This window comes from Chitinophaga deserti, from assembly GCF_003149455.1.
GTDB lineage: Bacteria > Bacteroidota > Bacteroidia > Chitinophagales > Chitinophagaceae > Chitinophaga > Chitinophaga deserti.
Genome location: NZ_QFFK01000001.1, coordinates 235953 through 262588 on the forward strand (window position 1 = coordinate 235953; position 26636 = coordinate 262588).

Annotated in this window: 18 protein-coding genes; 6 read left to right on the forward strand and 12 right to left on the reverse strand. The window is 50.4% G+C overall.

The window, feature by feature from the left end; genetic code table 11:
• Positions 1-12: 12 nt before the first annotated feature.
• From DEV76_RS00905 to DEV76_RS00925, 5 genes are all read right to left on the reverse strand, one after another.
• A complete protein-coding gene (locus DEV76_RS00905) occupies positions 13-1404 on the reverse strand; it encodes a sialate O-acetylesterase (RefSeq protein ID WP_109694162.1) in 1392 nt (463 codons plus the stop codon).
• Between the two features lie 70 nt (positions 1405-1474).
• A complete protein-coding gene (locus DEV76_RS00910; RefSeq protein WP_109694164.1) occupies positions 1475-2380 on the reverse strand; it encodes a metallophosphoesterase family protein in 906 nt (301 codons plus the stop codon).
• Between the two features lie 127 nt (positions 2381-2507).
• Positions 2508-2894: a hypothetical protein gene (locus tag DEV76_RS00915; protein ID WP_109694166.1), complete on the reverse strand. Its 387-nt coding sequence runs from the start codon at positions 2892-2894 to the stop codon at positions 2508-2510.
• A gap of 31 nt (positions 2895-2925) precedes the next feature.
• Positions 2926-4719 carry a RagB/SusD family nutrient uptake outer membrane protein gene (locus tag DEV76_RS00920; protein ID WP_109694169.1) on the reverse strand — a complete coding sequence of 598 codons (1794 nt, stop codon included), beginning with the start codon at positions 4717-4719 and terminating at the stop codon, positions 2926-2928.
• Between the two features lie 27 nt (positions 4720-4746).
• Entirely contained in the window at positions 4747-8031 is a 3285-nt protein-coding gene (locus DEV76_RS00925) for a SusC/RagA family TonB-linked outer membrane protein (RefSeq protein ID WP_232826841.1), read from the reverse strand.
• A gap of 643 nt (positions 8032-8674) precedes the next feature.
• Here DEV76_RS00925 and DEV76_RS00930 point away from each other — a divergent pair.
• Positions 8675-9259 (forward strand): TetR family transcriptional regulator, encoded by a 585-nt coding sequence (locus DEV76_RS00930; protein WP_109694171.1) that lies wholly within the window; start codon positions 8675-8677, stop codon positions 9257-9259.
• On the opposite strand, the gene DEV76_RS26060 is transcribed toward DEV76_RS00930, so the two are convergent.
• From DEV76_RS26060 to DEV76_RS00950, 4 genes are all read right to left on the reverse strand, one after another.
• Entirely contained in the window at positions 9252-9659 is a 408-nt protein-coding gene (locus DEV76_RS26060) for a CBU_0592 family membrane protein (protein WP_198651897.1), read from the reverse strand. The two genes, DEV76_RS00930 and DEV76_RS26060, sit on opposite strands and share 8 nt — an antisense overlap.
• 103 nt (positions 9660-9762) lie before the next feature.
• Complete coding sequence (locus DEV76_RS00940) at positions 9763-11517, reverse strand: BamA/TamA family outer membrane protein (RefSeq protein WP_198651898.1); 1755 nt, start codon at positions 11515-11517, stop codon at positions 9763-9765.
• Between the two features lie 266 nt (positions 11518-11783).
• Complete coding sequence (locus DEV76_RS00945; RefSeq protein ID WP_109694175.1) at positions 11784-14315, reverse strand: family 20 glycosylhydrolase; 2532 nt, start codon at positions 14313-14315, stop codon at positions 11784-11786.
• A gap of 53 nt (positions 14316-14368) precedes the next feature.
• The gene (locus DEV76_RS00950) at positions 14369-15502 is read right to left on the reverse strand and encodes a glycoside hydrolase family 18 protein (RefSeq protein WP_198651899.1); all 1134 of its coding nucleotides are present in this window, start codon (positions 15500-15502) and stop codon (positions 14369-14371) included.
• Between the two features lie 47 nt (positions 15503-15549).
• Here DEV76_RS00950 and DEV76_RS00955 point away from each other — a divergent pair, with 47 nt between their 5' ends.
• Both DEV76_RS00955 and DEV76_RS00960 read left to right on the forward strand, forming a co-directional pair.
• The gene (locus tag DEV76_RS00955) at positions 15550-16266 is read left to right on the forward strand and encodes a hypothetical protein (protein WP_109694179.1); all 717 of its coding nucleotides are present in this window, start codon (positions 15550-15552) and stop codon (positions 16264-16266) included.
• On the forward strand, positions 16263-16913 hold the full coding sequence (locus DEV76_RS00960; RefSeq protein WP_109694181.1) for a DUF2306 domain-containing protein: 651 nt from the start codon (positions 16263-16265) through the stop codon (positions 16911-16913). Before DEV76_RS00955 ends, DEV76_RS00960 begins: the two co-directional genes overlap by 4 nt.
• Here DEV76_RS00960 and DEV76_RS00965 read toward each other — a convergent pair.
• Complete coding sequence (locus tag DEV76_RS00965) at positions 16879-18033, reverse strand: TPR end-of-group domain-containing protein (RefSeq protein ID WP_109694183.1); 1155 nt, start codon at positions 18031-18033, stop codon at positions 16879-16881. The genes DEV76_RS00960 and DEV76_RS00965 overlap by 35 nt on opposite strands.
• A 104-nt stretch (positions 18034-18137) precedes the next feature.
• Positions 18138-19016, reverse strand: a complete 879-nt coding sequence (locus DEV76_RS00970) for an energy transducer TonB (protein WP_109694185.1) — start codon at positions 19014-19016, stop codon at positions 18138-18140.
• A 137-nt stretch (positions 19017-19153) separates the two neighbouring features.
• Between DEV76_RS00970 and DEV76_RS00975 the strand changes: the two genes are divergently transcribed.
• The 3 genes from DEV76_RS00975 to DEV76_RS00985 are packed head-to-tail and all read left to right on the forward strand — an operon-like array spanning position 19154 to position 24754.
• Complete coding sequence (locus DEV76_RS00975) at positions 19154-20461, forward strand: TolC family protein (protein WP_232826868.1); 1308 nt, start codon at positions 19154-19156, stop codon at positions 20459-20461.
• Between the two features lie 10 nt (positions 20462-20471).
• Positions 20472-21572 carry an efflux RND transporter periplasmic adaptor subunit gene (locus DEV76_RS00980; RefSeq protein WP_109694189.1) on the forward strand — a complete coding sequence of 367 codons (1101 nt, stop codon included), beginning with the start codon at positions 20472-20474 and terminating at the stop codon, positions 21570-21572.
• 8 nt (positions 21573-21580) lie between these two features.
• On the forward strand, positions 21581-24754 hold the full coding sequence (locus DEV76_RS00985) for an efflux RND transporter permease subunit (protein ID WP_109694191.1): 3174 nt from the start codon (positions 21581-21583) through the stop codon (positions 24752-24754).
• On the opposite strand, the gene DEV76_RS00990 is transcribed toward DEV76_RS00985, so the two are convergent.
• The gene (locus DEV76_RS00990; protein ID WP_109694193.1) at positions 24751-26619 is read right to left on the reverse strand and encodes a monovalent cation:proton antiporter-2 (CPA2) family protein; all 1869 of its coding nucleotides are present in this window, start codon (positions 26617-26619) and stop codon (positions 24751-24753) included. The two genes, DEV76_RS00985 and DEV76_RS00990, sit on opposite strands and share 4 nt — an antisense overlap.
• Positions 26620-26636: the final 17 nt, after the last annotated feature.

Here is a 26636-nt window from a genome sequence, read left to right on the forward strand (position 1 = left end):
CCTTACGGCTGATTATTGTTCCGGCCAGTTGTCTGTCCGGAACGGACTAACCGGCAGGCCTTCTTTACTGAAGATGTTACCGATTCCAGCGTTGCTGAAAGCGAAACGCACTGCCTCCGGCTGGGTTATTCCTTTACCGGACACCGTTACTGTATTGCCTTTTACCTTCACATCTGCAGGTACAAATTTCTTATCGGCTCCTGCGATGTACCATTCTTTAGCCGCCCCTTTCAGCATCAGGCCATTGTCTGCATGCCTGAAATGGATGATGATCTGGTTGTTCTTCTTCTCCATCCTGTCGAATTGCGGGCTTTTGAAGGCAATACCCTGCTTTCCGTAATGATCACCCAGTGCCAGGTTAGCCAGTCGCAGGCCTACATCATGTTTATTGATGGGGTGGATGTTTGTGGTATCATCTACCAGATCGGAGATTACAACCATACCCGTTTTAGGATACGACAGCGTTTGCTCCTGGGATTCTCTCAACAGGGCACCTTTTACCGTGCCGGCACCGTATGTGAACGGAGCTATTTGCACATAATAGAAAGGGAAATCTATTCCCCATGCCTTCCGCCAGGAGCCAATCATAGTCTCCATCAGCGGCTTGTAGGTGGCGGCAGTACCCGTATTACTTTCACCCTGGTACCAGATAGCTCCCGCAATGCGGTAGTTGGTGAGCGGGGCAATCATAGCGTTGTAGGTTTTACCGGCCACATGCGGGCGGTATCCGTTTACGCCCTGCTTAGCAGCAGCTGCTGCAAGTTGAGGGGCGCCGGTCACCAGCTCAGCAGGCGTCCACACCTCTGCAGGAGTACCTCCCCAGCTGGAATTGATGAGCGCTACAGGCACGCCCAGCTTCTTACGCAGCTCTTTGCCAAAGAAGTAGCCTATGGCACTGAAAGGTTTAAGCGTAGTGGAATCGCAGGATGTCCATTTACCAGGCACATCGTCCTGCGGACTATTGGAGGTGATTTTAGGGACCTGGAAGAAGCGCAGCTGATCGTCTGCACAGGTAGCCAGTTCGGCTTTAATATCGGGCAGGCCGTGGTTACCGCTCCATTCCATGTTCGACTGGCCGCTGCATACCCAAACTTCCCCGATGAGGATGTTCTTCAGCTCTATCGTATTCCAGCCACGCAGTTTTATGGTATAAGGCCCGCCAGCGTCGGGAGTTTTGATCTTTACGCTCCAAACGGAGTTGCCGGAAGAAACGGCTGAGTCAGGAGTGGATTTCCAGGATGCCTGAATACGGATCTTTTCTCCCGGCGAAGCCCAGCCCCAAAGCAGGGCAGAATCGTTCCGCTGGAGAACCATATTATCGGAAAGCACATCCGGCAGGCGGATCTGTGCGCTGGCAACGACGTGGAAACCGGCCAGAACGGTCATCATAAAATAGCGAAGCATAAATAGAAAAGGTTTCTTTCCGTTAAAATAGTAAAACCCTGCTATTTATGCTCCCCTATTCCGTGATTGGTTACAATCCGTGCGGGAAATACCTGTTTTCCAGGGTTCCGTCTTTATAGAGTTTCAGGATGGCGTAGCCGGGAGGCGTCTCCTGATAAAAGTATGGTCCTGCGGAGTCTTTATCTCCCTTACCCCACCAAAAGCCGCTCATGGCCCCGTTACAGGCGTAGGTAATACCGTTGTACACCGTATTGTCTGACAGGTGGTTATGACCACTGAGGCATAGGCGCACCCGGTTGGTTTTGTAGAACAGGTTCTTCAAAGCCTTACAATCGGAATGTCCGCCGCCTTCCAGCACCTGTGTGGTACCTAAAATGGGGTAATGGGAAGTCATTACTGCAAAATCCCCTTCCGGCAGCGCTTCCAGTTTCCCTTTCAGCCAGGTAAACTGCTCTTCGTCCAGCGAAATGTTTTTGTTATTGCCATCCAGCATAAAGAAGTGCCAGTTCCCCTTCTGCACGGTATAATAGCGGTTAGGAGTGCCGAGGCGCTTTACCACATAGGATTTGCCATACATATCATCCTCTTTGGAGGGTGCTTTCCACCACATGTCGTGGTTACCGAGGCAGGAATGGATCTCGTACTTCCCGATGGTTTTGATACAATCATCCCATATTGCCCACTGGGCAGTTACCTGATCGCGCACCACGTTGTCGTAAGATGCATCGTGGATGGAATCGCCGGTATTGAGGAAGAAGTCGGGCTTATGCTCCCTGATGATATTGCCGAGAACTTTTTTGAAACGTGCGGGCGCATCATCACCTTCACGGATATGCACATCGGTAATATGGGCCACGGTAAGCACGGGCTTGCCCTTTGCCGGTGCTTTCTCCCTTTCGCCGCCTCCGGTTAGGCCATCGGTCACGGAAGCGCCTGCAAGCAGCCCTATACTGGATAAAAAGTCTAATCTGTTCATGATGCTGGGTTTGAATTATCAAATATACATTTGTTTAGTATGAATAAACAAATAGCAAACGTTATCATTTTATAAATAAATAGCGCCGGCGGATATTATCCCGCCGGCGCCAGGGAAATACGGTAGCTTAGAGCGTTACCTGGAAACGCTGGTAATCCACCCAGTTACCATTGTCATTGTAATACACGTCGATGTAACGGGTAGTACCACAATCCGCCTTGAACATTACACCGCCTACGTTTTCGTGAACCAGGCCGGAAGTTCCTGCATAAGTGTAAATGGCACATCCGTCTGCGCTTTCCACTTTAAACTTCGCACCTACGAAAGCTCCGTTGTACTTAAACTGTACAGATTTTACGTAAGGGGAAGGAGGAGCAGGAGCAGCCACCATAGTGATAGTACCTCCGCCGAGCGCGATTTCTTTCGCGGCGGGTGTTTCTGCTGAAGGGGCCGGGGCATTCGTCATTCCGAAAAAGCCCATCATTACGGCGATTGCTGTGATTTTGAGGATCATGATTCGAGGGTTTTATGATAGTGAATAGTGATCAATCCCAACCGAACAACTGTTTCAGGTTCGGGTTCATACTGGTTTCTGAGAAAGGAACCGGGTAGTAGTAAAACTTAGGCTCCGCGAAAGTCCGGGCAGTAGTACCCGTTACGATCCTGCCGCCAGCTTCCCCGTTTTCCAGATAAATAGCAACACCCGGTTCGGCATAGTTGCCGGTTTTGTAATAAATAAGGGTTACACCGAGAGAGTTTTTAATTTTCTCGCTATCGGGGGGGATAGCCGTGTTTTTCGAAATCAGGATAACATCTGCAACACCATCCCCCGTGAGGTCGTACTGACCAAGGCCTGGGAAATACATACCGAGGGGAATTATCTGCAGGCGTTTTCCGGCATACCAGCGCATGATATCATCATACCGGTATCCTTCCATAGCCAGCTCCACCCTTCTTTCCCTGCGCACTTCCAGTATCAGGCCTTTATTAGCCCCCTGTACTGCAGGGTATTGTGCTGCCAGCACTGGATCAGGATCTCCATTAGCGGCAGCCATATTCAGGCCGGGCATATTCACACGGCCACGAAGCAGCCCTATGCTATTATCTATATCCGTTTGTGTTGCAGTTCCCATTTCCGCGACCGCTTCAGCATAGGTGAGCAATACCTCTGCGTATCGGATAGAAGGCACATCGGTGCTGCCGATCACCTGACCGTCTGTACTGAAGTTGAAGTAACCTTTCAGCTGATGGTAGCCGGTGAAGTTATTGGAGAACGTTTGTACATAAGGACGCGTGGCTGGCAGCCTAACGAAACCGGGAGGTACGATGGTAAATCCAAGGCGCGGATCACGGTCCGTAAATTCCTCCACGAAGCCAAACTGGTTGTAATTCGGCTTATCAGTGAAACGGGTACCGTCTTTCATCAGGAAGGTCTGCACCAGATCGCGTGAGGGCGATTGTTCATAATCCCCGAACACTGTGCTGTTATTATTGGCACTGGAGCCTCCTTTCTTCGTTACGTCATAAGGACAATTCAGGATTACTTCCTTGCTGCCGCTGAGGTCGAGACTGTTGAAGTTATCGCTGAATTTAGCGGCCAGTGTGAATTTACCGGAGTTCATTACATCCAGCGCCTGCTTCCTTGCTGAATCGAGGAAACGGTTAGCGGTGGCAGCAAGGTTCAGCTCAGGGTGATACTTTCTGAACGTACCTTCATACAATGCGATCCTTGCATATGTTGCTTTTACCGCCCAGAGGCCCGGTGTACCTGAGGGAACGCTTTCCTTTACGTTCTGCGATGCAAACACCAGATCTGCGATCACACTGTCCATCACCTGGGCACGTGGTGTGCGGGGGGCATAGAGCAATGCGGTATCGGAAGGATTAAGGGTTCTCCCATACCAGGGCACATCGGAGTACGTTTTGATTTTATCCATGTAGAACATGGCACGATAATACCTGGCGAGGCCTGCATAATGGTTCTTTACATCGTCAGTAACCTTTGCCTGCTGGTAGTTCTCGAGGAAGTAATTAATGTTGCGCAAACGGCCCCAGCTCCATGCACTCGGCATATTCCTGGAATTGGGAGTACTCGTCATCATGTTGATGATCGTCTGGTTGCCGGTGGTAGCACAGTTGTCGGTACCCTGCTCACTGAGGTAAATGCCCGAGCCGGAATGATTCAGCAGCCCGAAGATGTACATGCTCAGATCACTTTCCGATTTAAAGAACAGCTGTGGCGATACCGATGTGGTGGGGTACCTGTTGAGGAAGTCCTTTTTACATGCGCTCCCTGCAAAAGCACCCGCGGCGAGTATAGCGATGATAATTTTTCTCATGGGAAGATTTTTTCGGATTGGAATGGATTAAAGCGTCACGTTAACGCCCATGGAATATTTGCGCTGGAATGGATAGTTCCAGCCGTTTCCTGAAGTGATCGCTTCCGGATCGATATATTGCTTGATGGATGAAAATTCGTACAGGTTCTCTCCCGTAAAGAAGATTCGGGCACGGGTAAGTCCAGCCCTTCCGATCCAGCGCTGTGGCAGGCTGTAACCGATGGTTAAGTTCTTAAGGCGGAGGTATGCTGCGCTTTGGAGATAGTTGGTCTGAGGAATGGCAAGCCCCTGCCCTGTACGCTGGTCTGCCAGCCAGGCTTGTAATGCAGGATAGCGTGGGTTCAGATTAGCTTCTGCCAGTCCGGCATCGATGTAAGCTTTGGGGTAAGTAGCACGCTCTGCTTCGGTAGCTGCACTGCCACGGTAGAAGTCCAGGTTCCAGGGATAGATGTTGGCATATGGCTGCTGATAAGGACCCCAGAAAAGATAGTTCTGCGGATAGTAATCCATTTTACCGATACCCTGGAAGAACAAGGCAAAGTCGATGTTATTCCAGCCGAGGTCGATATTGAAACCATACTGATAACGCGGACTGGTATTACCAATAATACTGAGGTCTTTAGCATCTTTAGTGCTGTTACCCGTTTCGATTTTACCGTTACCATCTTTGTCAAGATACTTAGGCCATCCCGGTACCACTTTCAGCGCGCTCCAGGGAATTATTGCAGACTGATCCAGCTTATCGATCTCTCCCTGATTTTGGAAAAGCCCGTCGCTGGTGAGGCCCCATATTTCGCCTATCTCCTGTCCTACACGGTATCCGCTAAAGAAGCCCTGCGGATTATCGTAGCGGGTAATGGTGCTTCGGCTGTCCCACACACGGCCACGCACGGCGAGGCTCAGCGGTTTACCGCCTACGTTGAAATTATTGTTGTACTCCACACCCAGCTCCCAGCCTTTGGTACGCATATCGGCAGCATTTTGCTGCGGAGCTCCGGTACCCAGTACTCCTGGCAATACGGATGCAGGCGCCAGCATACCGGTGGTATTACGGATGTAATAATCGGCACTGATGGTGATGCGGTTATTAAGGAAACCGAGGTCTGCCCCGAAGTTGGGGCCCGACACGTTCTCCCAGGTGTAGTTGTTAGGATCAACACGCAGCGGAGGCGCCTGTCCTGCCACCATGGGGAAGTTGCCATTTACCAGATAGCCGCTGGTACGTACAGGCAGTGTCTGGATGTAGCCGTAATAATCCACAGACTGGTTGCCGAGCGTGCCTAAGCCGGCCCTTAACTTGAAAGTGGAAACAAGTGGAGCAATGCCTTTCCAGAAATTCTCGCGGCTCACGATCCACGCACCGGAGAAAGACGGGTAGGATGCCCAGCGGTCTGCCGGCGGGAATCGCGACGAGCCATCTGCACGTTGTGTATACTTCAGCATATATTTCCCTTTGAAGGTATAATCTACACGGCCGAAGTAGCTGCGGATGGCGAAGTCATAATACCCGTTATTGCTTACACTCATGTCTCCGGTAGCAAGACTGAGGTGGGGCAACTGGGCCGATACCAGATTGTTTCTGCTGGCTGTTACCGGTGCCCACTGGTAATATTCCTGGTTATAGCCAATTGTTACATTGAAATCGTGTTCACCGAGTTTCTTGCTATAGTTAGCGAAGATGTCATACACGTTCTGATTCACGGTGCCATTGGTTTCTGTTACGGAACTCGGTCCATTGATCTCGCGTACATCGCCCGGGCCATAGCCAATTTGCACAGGCAGGCTTTCCACATGATACTTCCAGAGCTCACGTTTTATGCTTGCAGAACCGGTGATGGTAAGGTCGCCGTTAAGCATGGATGCTGTGCCACGCAGGAGGTTCTGGAACCCGAAACGTGTCTGGTTATTACGGCCACCGTCTTTCAGCTGAGCAGCTAAGATACCTGCGGTATTATTAGCCCAGGTACCATCAGGATTCTTATCCACGTTGATGGGCTGGGTGTAATACACATCCAGGAGGTTAAAGGTGGGCTGATCCTGCACCAGTTGGTAGATGTTGAAGTTATTTTCGACAGACAGCCATTTGAGGGGCTTCAGGCCTATGTTGGCACGCATGCCATAACGGTTCCAGTCGTCTTTCGCCAGCTTGTTCAAGCCATTCTCTTTGGTATAATCGGCAGACAGCAGGTAGTTCACCGGGTTCTTTCCTGAAGTGGCACCTGTCAACGAGACGTTATGATATTGCGAGAAGTTGGATTTCGCGAAGAAGTAATCGTTCCAGTCCTTGTTACCCATATAGGCCCATTTGGTGGGATCGTCTGGGTTGGTTTTAACATCGGGTACGGAAGGGTTCTCGGAACGTTGTTTTCCCCATTCATACTGCCAGGAAGTGAAGGTGGCATAATGCCACGGCGTATTATCGGCCGAAGTCTGCATCACTTTCATAAAAATGAACGGATCGGTGATCGGATCAGGGGTAAGTGTACGCTTGGATACTGCGAAATAGTTGTTGTAGGAGATGGATTGCTTTCCTTCTCCTTTTCCTTTGCGTGTATTGATGAGCAGTACACCAAAAGCAGCACGGGCGCCGTAGATAGCTGCAGAACTACCATCGCGGAGGGTGGTGATAGATTCAATATCGGTAGGATTGAGCCTCAGCAGATCGTCGTTAGTGGAAGCAATCCCGTCGATGAGGATGAGAGGTGAACCACCACCGCTGTTGATAGAGCCCATACCGCGGATGTTGAGGTTGGGCAGGCTGCCGGGCCGGCCGCCTGAATAAGTGATATTCAGGCCGGGAGAAGCTCCCTGCAGACCCTGGAATACGTTGGCGATAGGGCGCTCTGCGAGTTTGGCACCACTAATCTGATCCACCGCACCAGTTACATCAATTTTCTTTTGTGTACCATATCCTACTACTACCACTTCGTTCATGCTGGAACTGGAGGGCTGGAGCTGGAGAACAGACAGTGTATTATCGCCTGCTTTAAGCGAAAGCGCCTGTGTTACGGGATCGTAACCGATATAAGTGACGCGCAGCGTGTAACGGTCGCCCGGTTCAATGCCGGAGAAGGAGAAAGATCCGTCTGAAGCGGTAGCCGTTCCGGTTTTGAATGCCGGTTTATCGGCTGAAATGACGATGGTGGCTCCGGGAATTGGAGATCCCTGGCCGTCCTGCACTACGCCTTTCAGCGATGCTTTCCTGTTTTGAGCCTGTGCCGTGGCAGCCCAGGCGATGGCAAGGCACCACAGCAGCAGTCGGCTGCCAAAGCGTTTGGCCGGGACGCGCATACGGCGTACAATTTGTTTCATAGTTTGTGTTTTACAGTAAAGAAGATTACGTGGTGGCCGGACCAGGCCTTTTGGAACGTGCAGGCATACGCACGCCACTCCATCCGTAGACGGAAGCCCTTCCCGTATTGTGTTTCATGTGATTACTATAGATCGTGTATTAAGTGGCACCTGCTTTCTTCCGGACATACCAATCCCTTTCCGGCAACTGGTGTACCGGCAGACCGGATATTCCGGCAAACAATTTCCCCGGCCGCATACTGCAGCTAAACGCGGCGAAAAAACTGTTGTGTTTTCCTTAATTAATTCGTTGTTCTTATTCTTTCGGCTTGCTTATTCACACAGCCCCGGCTGTTTGCCTGCGGACCCTTCGCTCTTCGTTCATCTAATTACCCGGGGGACAAATATAGATTGAATGATTATTCAATTAAATAGTCATTTTGATTGATAACGGTTAAGTAACATTAGCGACTTCTCTACAAATATAAAATTGAAAATGAAAAAACAAAAATATATTGAATGAACGTTCAATATATTTATAATCCCACAGCAGCTTAGAGAGGATGGTTCGTTAATTTAACACAGAATATTATCAGCTTTTGTCGGTAATTTCCCGGTTAACTGCTAGTTTTACATTAACCTAATCACCAGTTTTTGCGAACAAATGGGAAGAAAGAGTTTAAAAGAGCCTCGGCAGAAAGAGATTATCAAAGCGTTCTATAAGATCGTTAAAAAGGAAGGACTGGAAAATGCCTCCATCCAGAAGATCGCGGAAAGCATCCAGATAAATCCCAGCCTCATAATGCACTATTTCCGATCCCGGGAACACCTGGTTTACGGGCTGGTAGAATTTATCCTCGACCGGTGGCTCCATATCTTCGATGTTAAAGATGCAGAAGATCCTATGGATGAACTCAGAGCTGTACTAGATAATGTATTTTCTAAAAAGTGGAACTCCCTGTTCGATGATGGCACTTCCTATTCCCTTTACTCCCTCGCCTTCAGGAATAAAACCATACGCCAGCGCTACAAGCACTTGCTTGATACACTACGGCAGCGTCTTGCGGAAATGATCGCGGCTTGTAATAAAACAAAGCAGCTGACCGTGAAAGATCCAGCAGCTGCGGCCGATATTATTTTCGTACTGGTAGATGGAGCTTACTATTACCTTTCGTTAGTAGACGATAAGGCGGAGTACGACCTGAGGCTGGCCGTATACAAACAACATGCGCTGAAGGTGCTTAATTAACTCCCCGCCGCCTGCGTACCAGCAGCCATATTATGGCTCCCACGGCAATTACAAGCCATATGAAATTGACAACAAAACTGGGGTAATCACTCAGGTATAAGGCATTAGCAATGAGGCCTACTGCACCCAGTGCATTCAGCCAGTGATATATTCTCTGGTCAGACTTTATTTTACCCATTGTCAGCAGTACATAACCCAGCACATAAAAGAAAGTGCCTGCCCAGCCGGGAATATCCATCCATGATATACTGCTTTCCTGTACTGTTTCAACCCGCTTCAATACAGCTTGCTCCTGGCCGCCAGCAACTGACGCCATTACCTGCTGACGGCCCCTGCCGCCAATCTGAAAGGCTCCGCACATAATCAGCAGGCCCAGGCTCAACACTATGAATTTTCCCATGGATGGTCTCTGTAATGATGTATGATTTTAGATTCCCGCACAGTGCGGTTGTTGTAATTCGTTGCGATAAACATACAAAAAAATTCAACCGGCAAATATTAACCTATTGGAACCTTAGGAAGGCGGGCGCCTTCAGGCCATAAATATCAAACCGGAAATCGACTACAGTCGTTATTTCGAAGAAAAGATTACCGATCCCCTCCGTTTTGCGGGGATAATAGGAGGCGCTCATTTGCAATGTATTCAAAGACAGGTTCTCGTTCTTTACCCGAACGGCCAGGCCAAATCCCGTATACAGAGGATTCTTCAACAGGTAATTGTTGCTATGCGACAATTGCCCCGCTTCAATGGTACCAATAAAGTTGAATTTAAAACCATATACTTTCCAGGGACTGTACACTACACTCTCCGAGCGTATCAGGAGGCGGTGGTAACCATTGATCTTCGTTCTCCGCCATCCCCAGAATCCAATCCCGAAATCACGGTTGAGGCTGAGCGGGCGATAAAAATAGTTATTAGGGCTCCCCAGATAATCGAGAAAGATAAAATCCCGCCAGTTCCATTTCTTACCGATCGGCATCAATCTGCTGAAATAACTGACATTCGAATGCACCACCAGATCTTCCGAAGTACTACCCTGCCAGAAGCCTCCCACACCAACGTTCACACATAGCAGGCCATTATGCAGTGTAGGCCAGTACTTCTGCCCTTCAATGGCCGTATAAAGCCTTCTCCGGTCGTTCCAGTTCTCACGCCCAACAGTGAGCGCTGCGGAATAACCATAGGGAATATCCTCCGTTCGCCCGAACCCGAAGAAACGCTCGCTTTTGAAGAAGTCCTGTTTGAATACAGCAATCTGCCCCAGATAATAATGCCGGTCGTTATAAAGCGGGTCGTCAATGTATTTTTCAAGTTGCGGCCGTTTGTCGAATGCGATATTGGAATATCGGAAGAGCAGCGCCACGTTGGGCTTGTTATCAAAATGCCCGTCTGACCCAAAGCGGTTCCGGAAGTTGTAGCCCGTCCAGACATCGACCAGTTTGTAGGAATAATCACGCCACAGGGAGTCTGGCTCGCCCCACACCTTGATACTGAAGTTCTTAGCGAGGGAGATACCACCGGCCAGCTTTGCACCCGTTCGGAACAGGGGCCGCTCCACCCGTATGTAATATGAGCCTTCATACACCCCTGTATCCAGCTGGGAATTGGTGTTGAGATGGGTATACCCCACGGTGGCGTCTATAAAACTACCGAAGATGTTGTATTTGGTATACCGTGCTTCTGTACCCCAGGGCCTGGAGTAACTTGACTTCCACCTGAAACCAAACTGTACACCCTGGGCGGCGCCAAATAAATTGTCATTGGAAATCTTCGCTCCTATACCACTGGGAGCCAGCTCGCGCAGGTCGAAGCCATACTCGAATACATCTTTAGTGATTACGAGTACATCTACCGTATCCTGACTGGCAGTTTCGAGGGTAATAAGGCGGGCATCCTGTAAAAAGGGGCGGTTACGGAGGTAACGTTCATTATCAGCAAAAGCATAAGCATTTACCGTATCATTCTCCCTGAAAAACAACATCTGCCGGATGGCCCATTCCTGCGAATCGAAATGGAGTCTGTTCACCAGGTGGATCAGCTTCATACTGGTGGAGAAAGCAGTATCGTTGATGTTTCTCGGACCGAATACTTTTACTTTTCGGAAATGGATACGGCGAACCGTTTTGCCGGAATGCGGCAAAAATCCCTGTTCAGACCTGATCATCCGGCCATCATCCTCCACAGGCGGAGGATCGTTATGCCGGGAAATTTCCTTAAGTACAGAATCCCGGAAACGCCTGCTTTTCAATGAGTCCACATAGTTGTTGAACTTCGAAAACCAGCGTTTCTTATGGGCGGCCGGGATTGTATCCGACTGCGCAAGGGCGCACTCCGGAATGCTACACAATAACAGGCAACAGGTAAGTACAGCTAATAGGTTTATTTTTCCCAACCGCTTCAATGATTGCAATTGATCCGGAACAACAATACAAATTTTTAACCAATATGTAGGGACGGATACAAAAAAAGGAAGGGCACTGTTCCGTCCAGTACCCTTCCTTATACAAAGCATATGCTTGATTATCAATATTGTACCGTCACGGTTCTCCCGCCTCTGCCAGATTGGTCGAAAACTCTCAAACGGAAGGTACCTTTCGCATCAAGCGGGCCGCTCCAGGCGGGACTTTTAGCATTGGGCTCCTTCCCATCGGTTGTATAACGAATGATCAGTCCGGGAAGTTGTACGTTGGCCAAAACTTTTCCGTTCTCCTGTTTCACTCCAGCGGTAGGAATCCGGTAATTATAACCGCCGTTGAGACTGGCGAGGCGGGGCAGCTCACGCTGGCCCACCACATTGGCGAATTTATTCCACGCTTCGTTGTACAGATTGAGGTCGCCCGTCCAGGAGGGGTCGGGCGCCCAGGCACGTTCCGCCATGCCCAATAGCTTGGGAAGCACCATATACTCCAGACGCTCAGGTGATTTTACCGTTTCACTCCAGAGCGCAGACTGAATACCCGCAATATTGGAAGCACCGTATTCAGTCAGCCTGTCTTTTCCAACAAAAATTGATGCAGGTAAAGGATTGCCTGCATCGTCTTCTTTGGCGTTTTTATACAGATCGAGGGGAATGAAATAGTACGGCTTATCGATATCCACATACCCGCCCCAGTAAAACCCTGGTTCATCGTAATCGCGGAGGTATGCCATATCGAAATAGTAGTTGGCTACGCCGGACAGTACCACTTTGTATCCCCCGTTGGCCAACCGGTAGCTGAGATCTTCCATTCCGCCGCCCATTACGTTGTTCCAGACATCTACCTGGAAATTACGGTTGCCGAACACCGGATTTACAATCATAAGGCCCTGACCATCGCGACGGGTACGGCGCATACCAGCTTCCTCCCATCCATACAGCTGCATTCCCTGTTTATTAACGATCTGAGCTACTTTATCATAAAAATAGATCCAAAGGTCGTCTACATGGTTAAGCTCTTCGCTTGAGGCGAGCAGCTGCTGGCAGGCGGGAGATTTTTCCCATACCCCACCGGGCGTTTCATCCCCACCCATATGAATAATATCGAGCGGAGTACCTGCTTCACGGTGCATGGCCGCCAGTTCGGCCGTCACTTTTTCAATGAACTTGTAAGTGGAAGGCAGTGCAGGATTCATCACATTATCTTTCCATTCCTGCACAGATCGGTAAGTGCTTTTATCTTCCGGATCGCTGAGGCGGTATTCTCCTGCATTGGGGTCACCCGCTTTTGCGAGTTTTGCCGCCCGGGCGTCCATTGCTTTAATAGCAGCACGGCCATGACCGGGCATTTCCACTTCGGGAATCACTTTAATATGCCTCGCCTTCGCGTAACGGAGGATTTCAATATAGTCAGCACGGGTATACCAACCGGTACCCGTAGCGTTATTTACATCAGGGCCCGAGCCATAGGAAGGACGGAGGAAATCCATCTCGTCAACAGTATGGCCACGGCGGCCACCTACCTGCGTTAGTTCCGGCAAACCGGCAATCTCTACACGCCATCCTTCATCGTCGCTCATGTGCAGATGCAGTGTATTTACTTTGTAAACTGACATTACATCCAGCATACGCAGCACTTCCGCTTTGGAATGGAAGTTTCTGGCCACGTCGAGACTGAAGGAGCGGAAAGCAAAACGAGGCTCATCTGATACCAGTATTACCGGCAGTGTGGCTGTACCCTTAGCAGTTAAGGGCAACAGCTGGCGAAGTGACTGTATGCCGTAAAAGATCCCGGTAGCTGTACCCGCGGAAATTACCACACCGTTCTGGTCGATCTGCAGCCGGTAAGCTTCCTTACCCTTAATGCTAGCATCCTTTAAAAGACGTACTCCGGCTACACCGGTAGTACCCTGTGCAGTAAGCACCTCCTTTCCGAACACTTTTCCCATCATCTTTGCCAGGTAATCAGCTTCTGCTCGGAACTCAGCCTCATATACGATACCGCTTTTCGGATCCAGTACAAATGTGCCTTCTGCTTCACGGACACTCAATGGCGTCGGTATTATTTTAGGCACTTCGGACAATGGCAACAGACGGATAGATTCGTTACGGCGGTAAACATCTTCCGGAGTGGATTGTACCTTGGTATCGTTCGCAGTACGGCGGAGTTGCTTCACTTCTTTGGAGGGCACCACGGTAAAATCTGTAATAGAATGCCCTTTGGATGGTTCAGTATCCCAAACTATGTAAGGCCCGGTAGGTGCATCTGTGAAATGGGTTACCCAGGCCGATGAAATGATGTTCAGCTTCAGGGAATCGCCGGATTTCAGCCCATTAAAGCCACCCGTAGGTTTAAACCAGAACAGATCTCCATTGATATGCCCCGCCACGATCCCCGGCGCTACTTCACCGGGCGTCACGAAACGGATGAAATTGTAGTAGATAGTCCATCCGCTGGCAGGGAGTGTTGCCTTTGTGCGGTTTACCAGTGTAAAAGTGGATAATGTCTGAGCTTTGCCCTGATAACCGTTCTCCACCACTTCCCAGCGCAGCTGCAAACCCTTTGCGGGTAGTGCCGGAGACTGTGCCATAGCGAAGAAGGATAATAAGAGGCATAAAATAGTTAGTCTGTATTGCATACAATCAGGATTACCCGCGGGTGCTGCATTGAGCCGCGCGGCTGTCTTATTGGTTATAGATTTTTATCGATCGCATCCAGCAGGTAGCCTTTCGGATCGCTGGAATATTCCCAGAACATTACGCCGCCGAGCTTGTGCTTGTTAACGTAGTGGCATTTTTCTTTTACAGATTCCTCATCATCGTACGATATGAAGATCCGCTGCCCCGGGTGCCAAAGATAAGGTGCTTTGGCCCGTTTATCCCAATGGCGCTCAAAACCTTTCGCAGGCAAACTATCCTTGATATAGGAATACCCACCTCCTCTTGCGCCACCGGTAGCCTGCCTGTTCAACCCACGGGCCGTATCACTGCCAACGGTCCAGCCCCGGCCATAAAAGGCAATTCCCATTACAATCTTCTCCTCAGGTACACCGGCTGCTTTAAACATTTCTATGGACCGGTGAGTGGATGCTTCTTCCGGGTCTTCCGTTGAGCCGAAGAGGTTGGTGTGATGGCCTGAAATACCTTTGGGGTTGGTTTTATAGTCGTACGACATGATATTGACGTAATCCAGGTATTGCTGCGCTTTCGCCATTTCGGTATGTTCAATAAAATTGCGGCCACCGCCCACAGCAGTAGTGAGCAGGTATTTGCCTCCGGTTTCTTTTTCGAGGGAATCGAGAGAAGCACGGAGCGCCTGGAACATAAGTGTATAGTTTTGTTTGTCTTCAGGACGATACACATTACCATCTTCTCCCGGGATTCCGGGGTATTCCCAGTCGATATCCACGCCGTCAAGTTTATGCTTGCGGATAATATCTACCGATGTATGGGCGAAAAGCTTCCTTCCGGCTTCGGTGAGTACGGCATCAGAGAAATTCTCACTCCATGCCCATCCGCCGATGGAGATGAGTATTTTAAGATCAGGATTGCGGGTTTTGAGAGAATTGAGTTTCCGGAAATTGATGGTATCGGTAGCTTCGTTGGTAAGCCATGCCCGGCCGTGCTGCACATCCACAAACGCATAATTGATGTGCGTGAGCTTTTCTACGGCGATGGCATCGGGGTCTTTTACGAGGCCACGGAAGCCGCCTACATAGGCGATCACAACTGGTTTAGGCTGCGGAGCCTGTTTGGAAGCCAGTAAACCGGCAGCGCCTGCAAGGGCGAAGAGCGCCGGAATTGCGGCGCGGAGGGGATTGGACAAGAGAGGCATATTTAAAAATAGTATATTTACGGCCTAAATTCAACCCTGTGAAATACATCTGCTCCCTGCTCGCATTGAGCATCGCGGCATCCGCCTGTAACTCCGGCGGAAAAATACCTGTCGCCGATACCGGTGCAGCTAAAACCGAAGCACCTAAATCACTGGCTGCCAGCCCAACCGGTATTTACACCGGCGATTTTGGCGGTACCCCCATTTATATCAGCATCAACTTCGCCCGGGGCAAAAATATTGCCGGATACAACACCCATAAAGGCCTCCGCCGCAATCTCCATGGGGAAATAGTTCCCGATGGCAGCGGCTGGAAGATCCGCCTCGAAGAGCCGGGAGACCACCCTTATGATGGCGTATTCAGTGTTCGCCTTTCCGAAGACCTGAAAACCATGAAAGGAACCTGGGAACCCCTTCACAAGGATTCCGCTTCCCCTAAAAAATTCGAACTGAAAAAAATAGACAATAATCAGGGCGAATTCTGGATGGCCAACGAAGAGAGCAGTATTTCGTTTCTGGAAGACGGCTCATGTAAGCTGGAGTACTATCCGAAAGACAGTATTTCTTCCGGTCAGATTGAAATTGTGCGCGGAACATGGTTACGCACGAAGGACACCTTCGACGTTAACTGGAAGGCAAACGCCCAGTTTGGCAAAAGCAATAGTCGCTTCGTGATTCACTTTACGAATAATGAAGGTGAAATTTACCCGGATAGCCTTACCGGAGAAGGATTCACTTTTTACAGCATGCCATGAGGCTAACCTTTCAGCTGATGACGGTTGCGGCTATCCTCTACGCATCATGGCTCATGGTGCTGCTGAGCCTGCCCTATACCGCGTTTGAACCACATATCGATTTCCTCTTCACCAAACAACTTGTGTATAAGATCCACCATTGGCGCTGGAGCTTTTATGTACATGTATTCGTGAGTACTGCGGTACTGGTAGCGGGTTTGCTTCAGTTCAGCAGGTATGTGCTGCAGAGGCTCCCGAAAGTACACAGGGGGGCGGGGTACGTATATGCGGTTACGGTAATTGCACTGAGTGGCCCTAGCGGGCTGATCATGGGGTATTATGCCAACGGGGGTGTTTGGGCAAGGATGAGTTTTGTACTGTTAGCCATATTGTGGATCGGATATACGGCCTTGGCGATGTATTACATCTACAGAAAAGACTGGAAAAAACATGCCGACATGATGACGCGGAGTTATGCGCTCACCCTGTCGGCAGTTACGTTACGGTTCTACGCCTATATGATCGATGTTATCGGTCTTCATATACCTCCCCGCACAGCCTATATCTGGCTGGCATGGCTGAGCTGGACGCTGAACCTGTTGCTGGCGGAGTATCTCATCCGCCGGCGGGTATTTACTTCATGGCGAGGGGAGCGGATTTCGGGGTGATGCGCCCTTCAGGCGTAATCGCGAAATATTCCACACCCACTTCATTCATTTCTGCCATTTCATTTTCACGATATCCCTCCTTCGCCGGGTCCTTCTCATAACGGATGGCGAACTTCTTCACTTCCACATCCCCGTTTGCAGTGATCTTTCCCACACGGAAAGGCTCTTCCAGGATGCGGTGGCCGCCTACGATCAGTTTATCCAGCAGCTTTCCCGATGGATCGAAGCTGGCGAGGTAATAGCAATAAGGTGCATCCGAATCAATCATTACATCTTTTACTGCGTAGGTTACCACAGTATACAACGGTGTAGTTTGTACGCTGCCAATGTAGTAAAACTCACTGCCTACATCACGGGAGAACTTACCATCACGCATTTCCGGGATGAATTTCTCGAAATCGTAGGTAACACTGCCAAATTCCTTTTCTTCCCCGTACTTCAGATCAAACACTACAGGCAGGTCAATAGGCTGAAACTCGTGGGAGAAAAGTTTCCATAACAGGCGGTCAGGGTCGCTTGCTCCGGCGAGGGCGTTGCCTACCTCACTATCGAACCGGTAACGGACAGCACGGAGCTTTGCCAGGTCCTCATCTTTATAAATCTGATCGGTATTGGTATATCCGAACTCAATTGCAGAAACGAGATAATGGAAAGCACTGTCTACATTATCCTGTTTGGCATACACACAGGCCGAATTATACAGCAGTTTCGATACCGGTTTATACCCGAGCAGGTCAGCAATGTGATAGGCTTTCAGTGCCTGTTCTGTACTAAGATCTGACTGGAGGGTCTTATCCCCTGACCGCATTTCGGATAATGCGTTGCCATATTCAAAGAAGGCCGCAGCGCGGGGAGCTTTGAGAATGGACTGGCGGAAGAGTGGTAATGCTGCTTTGGGATCTTTATCGTTGCGGTATTTATCGATAGCCTGGCGGAAGAGGCGGTCGGCCTCATCTTCCGGGAGATCTTTACGTGCAGCGAAATGGAGTACACTGTCTGCATCGAGGTGGTAGCCTTCGGTAAGCGTGTAAGCGTTGTTGTTGGATGTACCGGCCTTATCCTTACCCTGCTGACAGGCAGCAGCGGCGAAAAGAATGGCTATGAAAGGGATGTAACGCATAGGGGATGAATTTCCGGGCCAAATATACGGTTATTCCTGAAAAAGGTTTTCCCCTGTGCCGCGGGAAACCGCTGCGCAGGGGAACCCTGGTAACAATCAAAGGACTACTGGTTGAGTTTGAAACGGATGGGAACGTTGAACCAAACGGCTACGTTACGTCCGTTCTGGCGGCCTGGCTTCCATTTAGGCATTTTACGTATCACACGGATGGCTTCTTCTTCACAACCTGCGCCCAGCTTATTGCCGGTAGCTGCCACATCAGTAATGGAACCGTCTGCATTCACCACAAATTTCACGAACACGGTGCCTTCAATTCCATTCTCGGATGCCATGGCAGGATAATGCATATTGTTGTTCAGGAACTTGTACAAAGCCTCCTGTCCGCCGGGGTACTCAGGATTGATCTCTACAAAGCTGAGAGGGCCTTCTTCTTTCTCCACTTTCGGGGCTTCCACCACTCCGCCTCCCGGCCCTGTTGGCCCGTCAAAGAAGGTTTCCGGACCGTCGGGCGAGCCTTTAATATTGTCATGCCCTATGCTCACGTCTTTCAGTTCGTCCATTTTCTTCACCTCATCTTCCGGTTTTACCTTATCGTTCTCCACCACTTTAAAAATAGTATGCTTTACCATTGTTCTGGCAGCTGGCGGAGGCTCCACTTTACGCGTCGGCGGCGGAATTACCTTTTCCTCTGCGGGAGGAAGCTTAACATTATCCAACTCGATTGGTTTCACATATGGCTTTTCAATATCCGAGGCTTTCGAATTAGAAGCCCAGGCATAAGCGCCGATGGAGAGTAAAACGATCCCGGCCATACCGGCCACAGCATTACGTACCCGGCGATCGTATTTACGCCGGAGGTCGTAGGCACCGTATGCTTTGTTACGGGAATCGAAGAGGATGTCGAGGAAGTCTGGTTTAGGCATTTGGGAGGTATTCATGGCGATTGTGTTTAGAAGGAAGATGCCGCCTTTAAATTTTTCCATAAGCCCCCTATTAACATATTGAACCTTTTCAAGTTACGATTGTTCTACAAACGTACCCGCTGCTGTTAAACGGATACATACCCTGTATGAGTAGCTGTTTCCCGAACATAATAAGGCGGATGGTCTGTTTGACCACTATGCTGACAGCCATTGCCGGGACCTCCTTTGCCCAGCAAGGCACCACGGCCGGCACCGCATACACGCTGGAAGAATGCGTACAGTACGCCCTCCGCAATCAGAACAATGTCGTAAACGCCCGGCTGAACCGGCAAATGTCGGTGGAGAAGATCCGTGAAACCCGCGGTCGCCTCTTCCCCCATGCCAACATCACCGGTAACTTTACCGACAACCTGAAACTGCAAACCTCGCTCATCCCCGATTTCACCGGTGACCCCAATAATAAAATCCCGGTGCAGTTCGGCACCAAATACTCTTCCGCCGTAACGGGAGAAGTTACCCAAACCCTCATCAACAGCGATTATTTCCTGGGCCTCAAAGCCGCCAAAGTATACGATGAGCTCTCCATCCGCGATTATGAACGCACTGCCATAGACACGCGCGTACAGGTAAGCGTAGCCTACTTCAATGTACTCGTCAGCATGGAAAGCATCCGGTTATTAGATGCCAACCTCGCACAATTCGGCAAAACACTGAAAGATACCCGTGCCCGTTACGATCAGGGTGTGGCAGAAAGAATTGATGTGGACCGTATACAAACATCATTCAACAGCGTGGAAACTCAGCGCGCCAACCTCCAGCGCCAGCTGGAATACACTTATGATGTACTGAAATTCCAGATGGGCATGCCGCTAGATTCTGCTATTGAAGTAAAAGAGAACATCCGCGAGTTTACCGACGATATGCCCGACAGTCTCAACTACCGTTTCATAGACCGCCCTGAATACGCCATGCAGCGCGTGCAGGTTGAGCTGGACAGGCTGAACCTCCGCAGCAAAAAACTACAAATCATCCCCACCCTCAACGCATTCGTCAATTACGGCTTTAATTATTTCTCCGAACGTTTCGGTGATCTGTATAAAACAGGCTTTGGTACCTCTGCCGTCGGTGTAAGACTATCATGGCCCATCTTCAATGGCACGGAAAGGCTTTACCAGGCCCGGCAGCTGGCCATAACGTTACAGCAAAGCCAGAATAATCTCAACTACCTGAGCCAGCAGATCCAGCTGGAAGTGCGCAATGGCTGGACGCAGTACCGCAGCAACCTTGCTTCACTCAACACCCAGGAAAAGAACATGGCCCTTACACAGGGGGTGTACGACAGGGTGGTACTGAAATATGAAGAAGGCGTAGCCACCAGCCTCGACGTGCTTTCGGCAGACAGCGAGCTGAAGCAGGCGCAAAACGACTACATCAATGCACTGATCAATACCCTCATCAGCAAAGTGAAACTGGATCAGGCAATGGGCAAAATAAAAGCGGAATAAACTCATTGTTATGCAACTTTACCGGAATCTTTATATCATGCTGATACCTGTGCTGGCAATAGCCTGCAAAGGAAAACAGCCCCAGCAGCAGATGGCAGGCGGAATGCCTAAAACTACCGTATCAGTGTACGAAGTCAAGGCTGGTAATTATACCATCACCGAAAGCTTCCCGGCCGTGCTCACCGGTAATGTGATCGTGGATATCCGGTCGGACGTGACCGGTTTTCTGCAAAAGATCCATGCCAAAGATGGCAGCACTGTTTCCAAAGGCCAGGCGCTTTATGAAGTAGACAAAAGCCGCAGTCAGGCTGTTTACGAAGAAGCCAATGCCTCGGTAATTCAGGCGGAAGCAGACCTCGCACAGAAGAAACGCGACTACGAACGATATGCCAACCTCCTGAAGCAGGATGCCATATCCAAACAAACGGTAGATCAGGCAGCTACTGCCGTTAAAACCTCCGAAGCCATGTTAGCCGCAGCCCGTGCTACCCGTGCCCGCACAGGAACTGATATCAGCCATGCCGTACTCCGCGCCCCTGTCAATGGAAAAATAGGAATTGCCCAGCTGCGTATAGGCGATCTGGTAACTGCAGGATCTACAGTTGTTAACACGCTCGTGAATGAAGACCCCATCTTCGCGGATATCGATATTCCGCAAACACGCTATAGTGAGTTCAGAAAAGATGTAAGCGACCGTGAAGGCGGCAATCAGTACTATATCACTTTCCCCAATGGGGAGCTATATCCTGAGCCGGGAAAGATTCTTCTGGTGAACAATGCCGTTGATCCCCGCACAGGAACCATCCGCGTGCGGCTATCTTTTCCAAATAAAGGCGGGCAGCTCAAATCAGGAATGACCGCTTCCCTTCAGATGCATTACAAAACCGGCGAGCAGCAGGTGGCCATCCCCGCCAAGGCCATTATTGAATTGCTGAGCGAAGTAAAAGTATATACACTGGGACAGGGAAATGTAGTGGAAGTGAAACCCGTTCAGAAAGGATCCATCTTAGACAGTCTGCAGATCATCAATCAGGGCCTGAAAGCCGGCGACAAAGTGATCACGGACGGCCTTCAGAAGATACGCCCAGGCGATACCGTGAATGTTAAATAAAAGGCACCATGATTGCGAAAACGTTCATAGAAAGGAAAAACACAACGATCGTGATCGCCATCATAATGGTGATCGTTGGCCTCATCTGCATGATCAACCTGCCGGTAGCTCAGTTACCCGACATTGCGCCGCCTACGGTTTCTGTAAGCGCCAGCTACATCGGTGCCAACTCCACCACAGTGGAAGAAACCGTGACCACCCCAATAGAGAACCAGGTGAACGGTACTCCCGGTGCCATGTATATCCAGTCGGCCAGTGCCAACGACGGCTCCATGAGTATTACGGTTACTTTTGAGATTGGCACCAATCCCGATATTTCTACCCTCGATGTACAGAACCGCGTTAGTATCGCCTCTCCCAGCGTGCCCGATGATGTGCGCCGCGTAGGTATTACCACTAAGAAGCGTTCGAACGATATGCTGATGGTTGTGGCTCTCCTTTCCCCCAACGGCACACACAGTAAAGCTTTCCTCGACAACTACCTGAACATCTACCTCAAACCGGAAATATCCCGCGTAAACGGTGTGGGCGACGTGCAGGCATTCTCCAACGACTACTCCATGCGCATCTGGCTTGACCCAAACAAGATGGCCAACCTGGGGCTCAGTCCGGCAGATGTAGCACGCGCCATACAGGAACAGAATACACAGGCGCCCGCCGGTATCATAGGTGCACCTCCCGCCAATAAGGATCAGGCATTCGAATACACCGTTAAGGTGCGGGGCCGCCTCCTCACTTCAGAGGAGTTCGGCGATATTATCGTGGCTTCCAATCCCAATACAGGATCGCTTGTGCGCCTGTCAGACATATCCCGGCAGGAGCTGGGATCTTTCAGTTATGCGATTGATGTAAAGGCTGATGGCAAAACCGGTACCGGGATGGGTATTTACCTAACCCCCGGCGCCAATGCCCTTGATGTGGCCGACCGTGTGGAAGCCCGCATGAAAGAACTGGAAAAAACATTCCCTACAGATATTGGGTGGATGGTACCGTTCGAAACAGTTTCGTTCGTTCGGATCTCTATCAGCGAAGTGATTCAGACATTCATGGAAGCGCTGGCGCTCGTGGTGATTGTAGTTTACATCTTCCTCCAAAGCTGGAGGGCCACCCTCATCCCCATCCTCGTTATCCCTGTATCATTGATCGGCACATTTATCTTCTTCATGCTGCTGGGCTTCTCCATCAATACCCTTACGCTGTTCGGCTTCGTACTGGCAATCGGGATTGTGGTGGATGATGCCATTGTGGTGGTGGAGGCGGTCCAGCATCATATTGATGCCAATGGTATGTCTCCCCGGGATGCTACATTCAAAGCGATGGAAGAAGTGTCGGCCCCGGTAATCGCCATCGGCCTTATTCTGGCTGCGGTGTTCGTACCTGTGGCCTTCATACCCGGAGTGAGCGGTAAGCTCTACCAGCAATTCGCACTAACAATTGCATTCTCAGTAATCCTTTCCGCCTTCCTTGCGCTGAGCCTCACACCTGCCCTGTGCGCAGTAATGATGCGCCCCTCAAAGCTGGACAACAAATCAAAAGGCCTTGGTAAACTGCATTACAAATTCAATACATGGTTTGAGAAATTCACCCACCGTTATACCAATGGGGTGCGGAGGGCCATCAAGCAAACTGCTTTTGTATTAATCCTCATGGGCATCCTGTTTGGCGCGGCCTACCTGCTGTTTAAGAAAGTGCCTTCCACTTTCGTACCGCAGGAAGATATGGGAGCCATGTTCCTGGCGCTTGATCTGCCGGATGCATCCTCTTCCATGCGAACGCGTGAAATGGCGGAGCAGGTAAATAAAATGCTATCCGAAGACCCCGCCGTACAGCACTATATGGCAGTAACCGGTATGAACTTTATAGGCGGTGGCGCTGTAAAACCCAGTTCCGCTACCTGGTTCGTAAATCTAAAGCCCTGGGAAGAGCGGTATGCCAACGGGCAAAACATGAACGTTGTTATAGGCAGGATACAGGGTAAACTCGCACAACTCAACGGAGCTACGGCACTTGCCATACCTGCCCCTACACTGCGCGGGCTTGGTACCTCCTCCGGCTTCTCCTATGTATTGGAACAACGAACTGGTAATGATATCACGGAATTCGCGAGGGTATTGCAGAATGTGCTGATTGCAGCAAACAAGCGTCCGGAAATAGCCATGGCATACGCATTCTTCAGCGCTTCCACTCCGGAGTATAATGTGGAGGTAGACAGGGAACGGTGTAAGCAGATGGGCGTAGCCGTCAACGATGTGTTCAGTGCACTGCAAACATTCCTCGGAGGAATGTATGTGAATGATTTCACGCGGTTTGGCAGGAGCTTCCGTGTTGTATTGCAGGCTGATACCACATACAGGAAAAACATCAGCCAGCTGCAATATTACTACGTGCGGAATGCTTCGGGCACCATGGTCCCCCTCAGTACCCTCATTAAATACAATATGGGTGCCGGTGCGCCGGTTATCAACCACTTCAACCTCTACCGTTCGGCGGAGATCAGTGGTACCAGCAAGGCGGGCTATTCCTCAGGAGATGCCATCAAGGCTATGGAAGAAGTGTCTGCCGAAGTGCTGCCTTCTAATTTCGGATACGATTGGTCAAATATCTCACGGCAGGAAATCGAAGCGGGCAACAAGAGTTTTCTCATTTTCATGTTGTCTATTCTCTTCGTGTTTCTGCTGTTAACTGCATTATATGAAAGTTGGTCTGTCCCATTCTCTGTACTTCTGGCTGTCCCTGTAGCCTTATTCGGAAGCATTCTTGCGATATGGCTTACCGGGCAAGCCAACAGTGTATACTCCCAGATCGGGCTGATTACGCTGATTGGCTTGTCCGCCAAGAATGCCATTCTGATTGTGGAGTTCTGTAAAGAGCGGGTAGACAGGGGGATGCCTCTGATCCAGGCCACCCTGGAAGCAGTGTCCCTCCGTTTCCGCCCCATCCTTATGACTTCCTTCGCCTTCATCCTCGGCGTGATGCCACTCGTGTTCTCACAAGGTGCGGGTGCCGCTTCGCGGGTAAACATCGGGTTTACCGTAGTAGGCGGTATGCTGGCTGCAACACTGCTGGGGATTTTTACCGTACCGGTATTGTATGTGCTTATCACACGCTGGGCGTATGGTAAAAAGAAACTGGCTGAGCTGGAAACAGAAGGTAAGAACAGGTCGGAAGAGCAGGAACATTAATTACGCTCTTCCGCATTATCGCGCTCCCACCCGGTATCCCGAATCATCATATTGGTATAGGCATCTGCCTGTATCAGCTTCTGCAATTCCTCTATTCTCTCTTTCGCAGCATTCACGTATTGCTTATCATCACGGAAGGCGGAAAGACCTTTAAGCGATTTCTCATCGAACCGGCGGAACATCCGCGCGGCACGCTGGGATTGATAAGCCCTTCTCCCCAACTGTTCCAGCACATCCGTCCCCATCCGCAGGGATGTATCGATGGTTTCTCGGTAAATATGCAGTACGCCGGCGTTCATCAGGTCGAACGCATCGGCATTATCCACTGCGCGTACCATCATCCGCAGGTGCGGAAAATGCTTCTTCACCGCTTCTACCACTTCCAGGTTCTTCTCGGGTGTGGCCATGGCAATTACAATGATGGAGGCCTGTTCTGCTCCGGCAGATTTCAGGAGGTCAAACCGTGCAGCATCTCCATAATGCACTTTAAGCCCCATACGGCGCAGGAGATCTACCCGGTCGGAATCGAGGTCGAGTACGGTGGAAGGGACGCCACTGGCGCGGAGGAAACGGCCCACTACGGTACCGAAATGATCGAACCCGGCGATGATCACCGCATTCCGTTCATCTATCTCATCCGGTTCGCGCTCATCCTGTTGCTTTCCAGCCCCTTCAAACCGTGGTTGTATCCATTTCTCGTAAGCCAGCATTATCAGCGGGGTAAGCGCCATGGTAATGGCTACCACGGCCATCATCATATCCACCAACTCCTGCGGCAACAGTTTCGCCCCGGCTGAGAAGGAGAACAATACAAACGCAAATTCACCTACCTGTGGCAGTGCGAAAGAGAAGAGCAGATTTTGCTCCTTCCCGAGTTTGAACAGTTTACCCAGCCCCAGCAGCACGAGGAACTTCACGATCATGATCCCGAAAACCAGTCCGGCGATGATCCAGGGCGAGTGTATGATGAGTTGAAAATTGATGGTAGCCCCAACACCGATAAAGAACAATCCCAGAAGGAGACCTTTAAACGGCTCTATATCACTTTCCAGTTCGTGCCGGTATTCGCTGTTGGCAAGGAGGACTCCCCCAAGGAAAGCCCCCAGCGCCGGACTAAGCCCTACCAGCGTCATTAGCACGGCAATCCCTACTACAAGGAGCAACGCAGAGGCCGTAAACAGCTCCCTGAGCCGGGTGCGCGCTACAATATGCAACACGGGCTTCACCACATACCGCCCTCCTACTACCAGCCCGGCAACAGCTCCTAATACGATCAGTGTTTTAGCCCATGCAGGCTGATGTGCGATGAGCGAACCGCTTTCTTCAGCTGCTACCGTTGCTCCTGCCGGTGCCAGCAAGGGGAAAATGGCCAGCATGGGTATTACGGCGATATCCTGGAAGAGTAATACGGAAAAGGCACTCTGCCCCGCACCGGAACCCATCTGCCCTTTTTCGGTCAGTATCTGTAATACTATAGCTGTCGATGACAGTGAGAGGATCATACCGATTACGAGCCCCTGGTTCCAGGGTAACCCGAAGGCAATGGCCAGCCCTCCCAGCACCACGGCTGTTATCACCACCTGCAGTCCGCCCAGTCCGAGGATGGGGGCACGCAGCTTCCAGAGCAATGAAGGTTCCAGCTCCATGCCGATGAGGAACAGCATCATCACTACGCCAAACTCTGCAAAGTGCATAAGGTCCTGCCCGCTTTGCCCGATCAGCCCCAGCAGGGCCGGACCGATTATAATACCCCCGAGTAAATATCCCAGCACGGAGCCGAGGTTCAGCTTCTTGGCCAGCGGTACAAACACCACCATGGTTGCCAGATACACAAGCGCCTGATAAAAGAAGGATTCGTTCGACATATTTTGGATTTACAGGG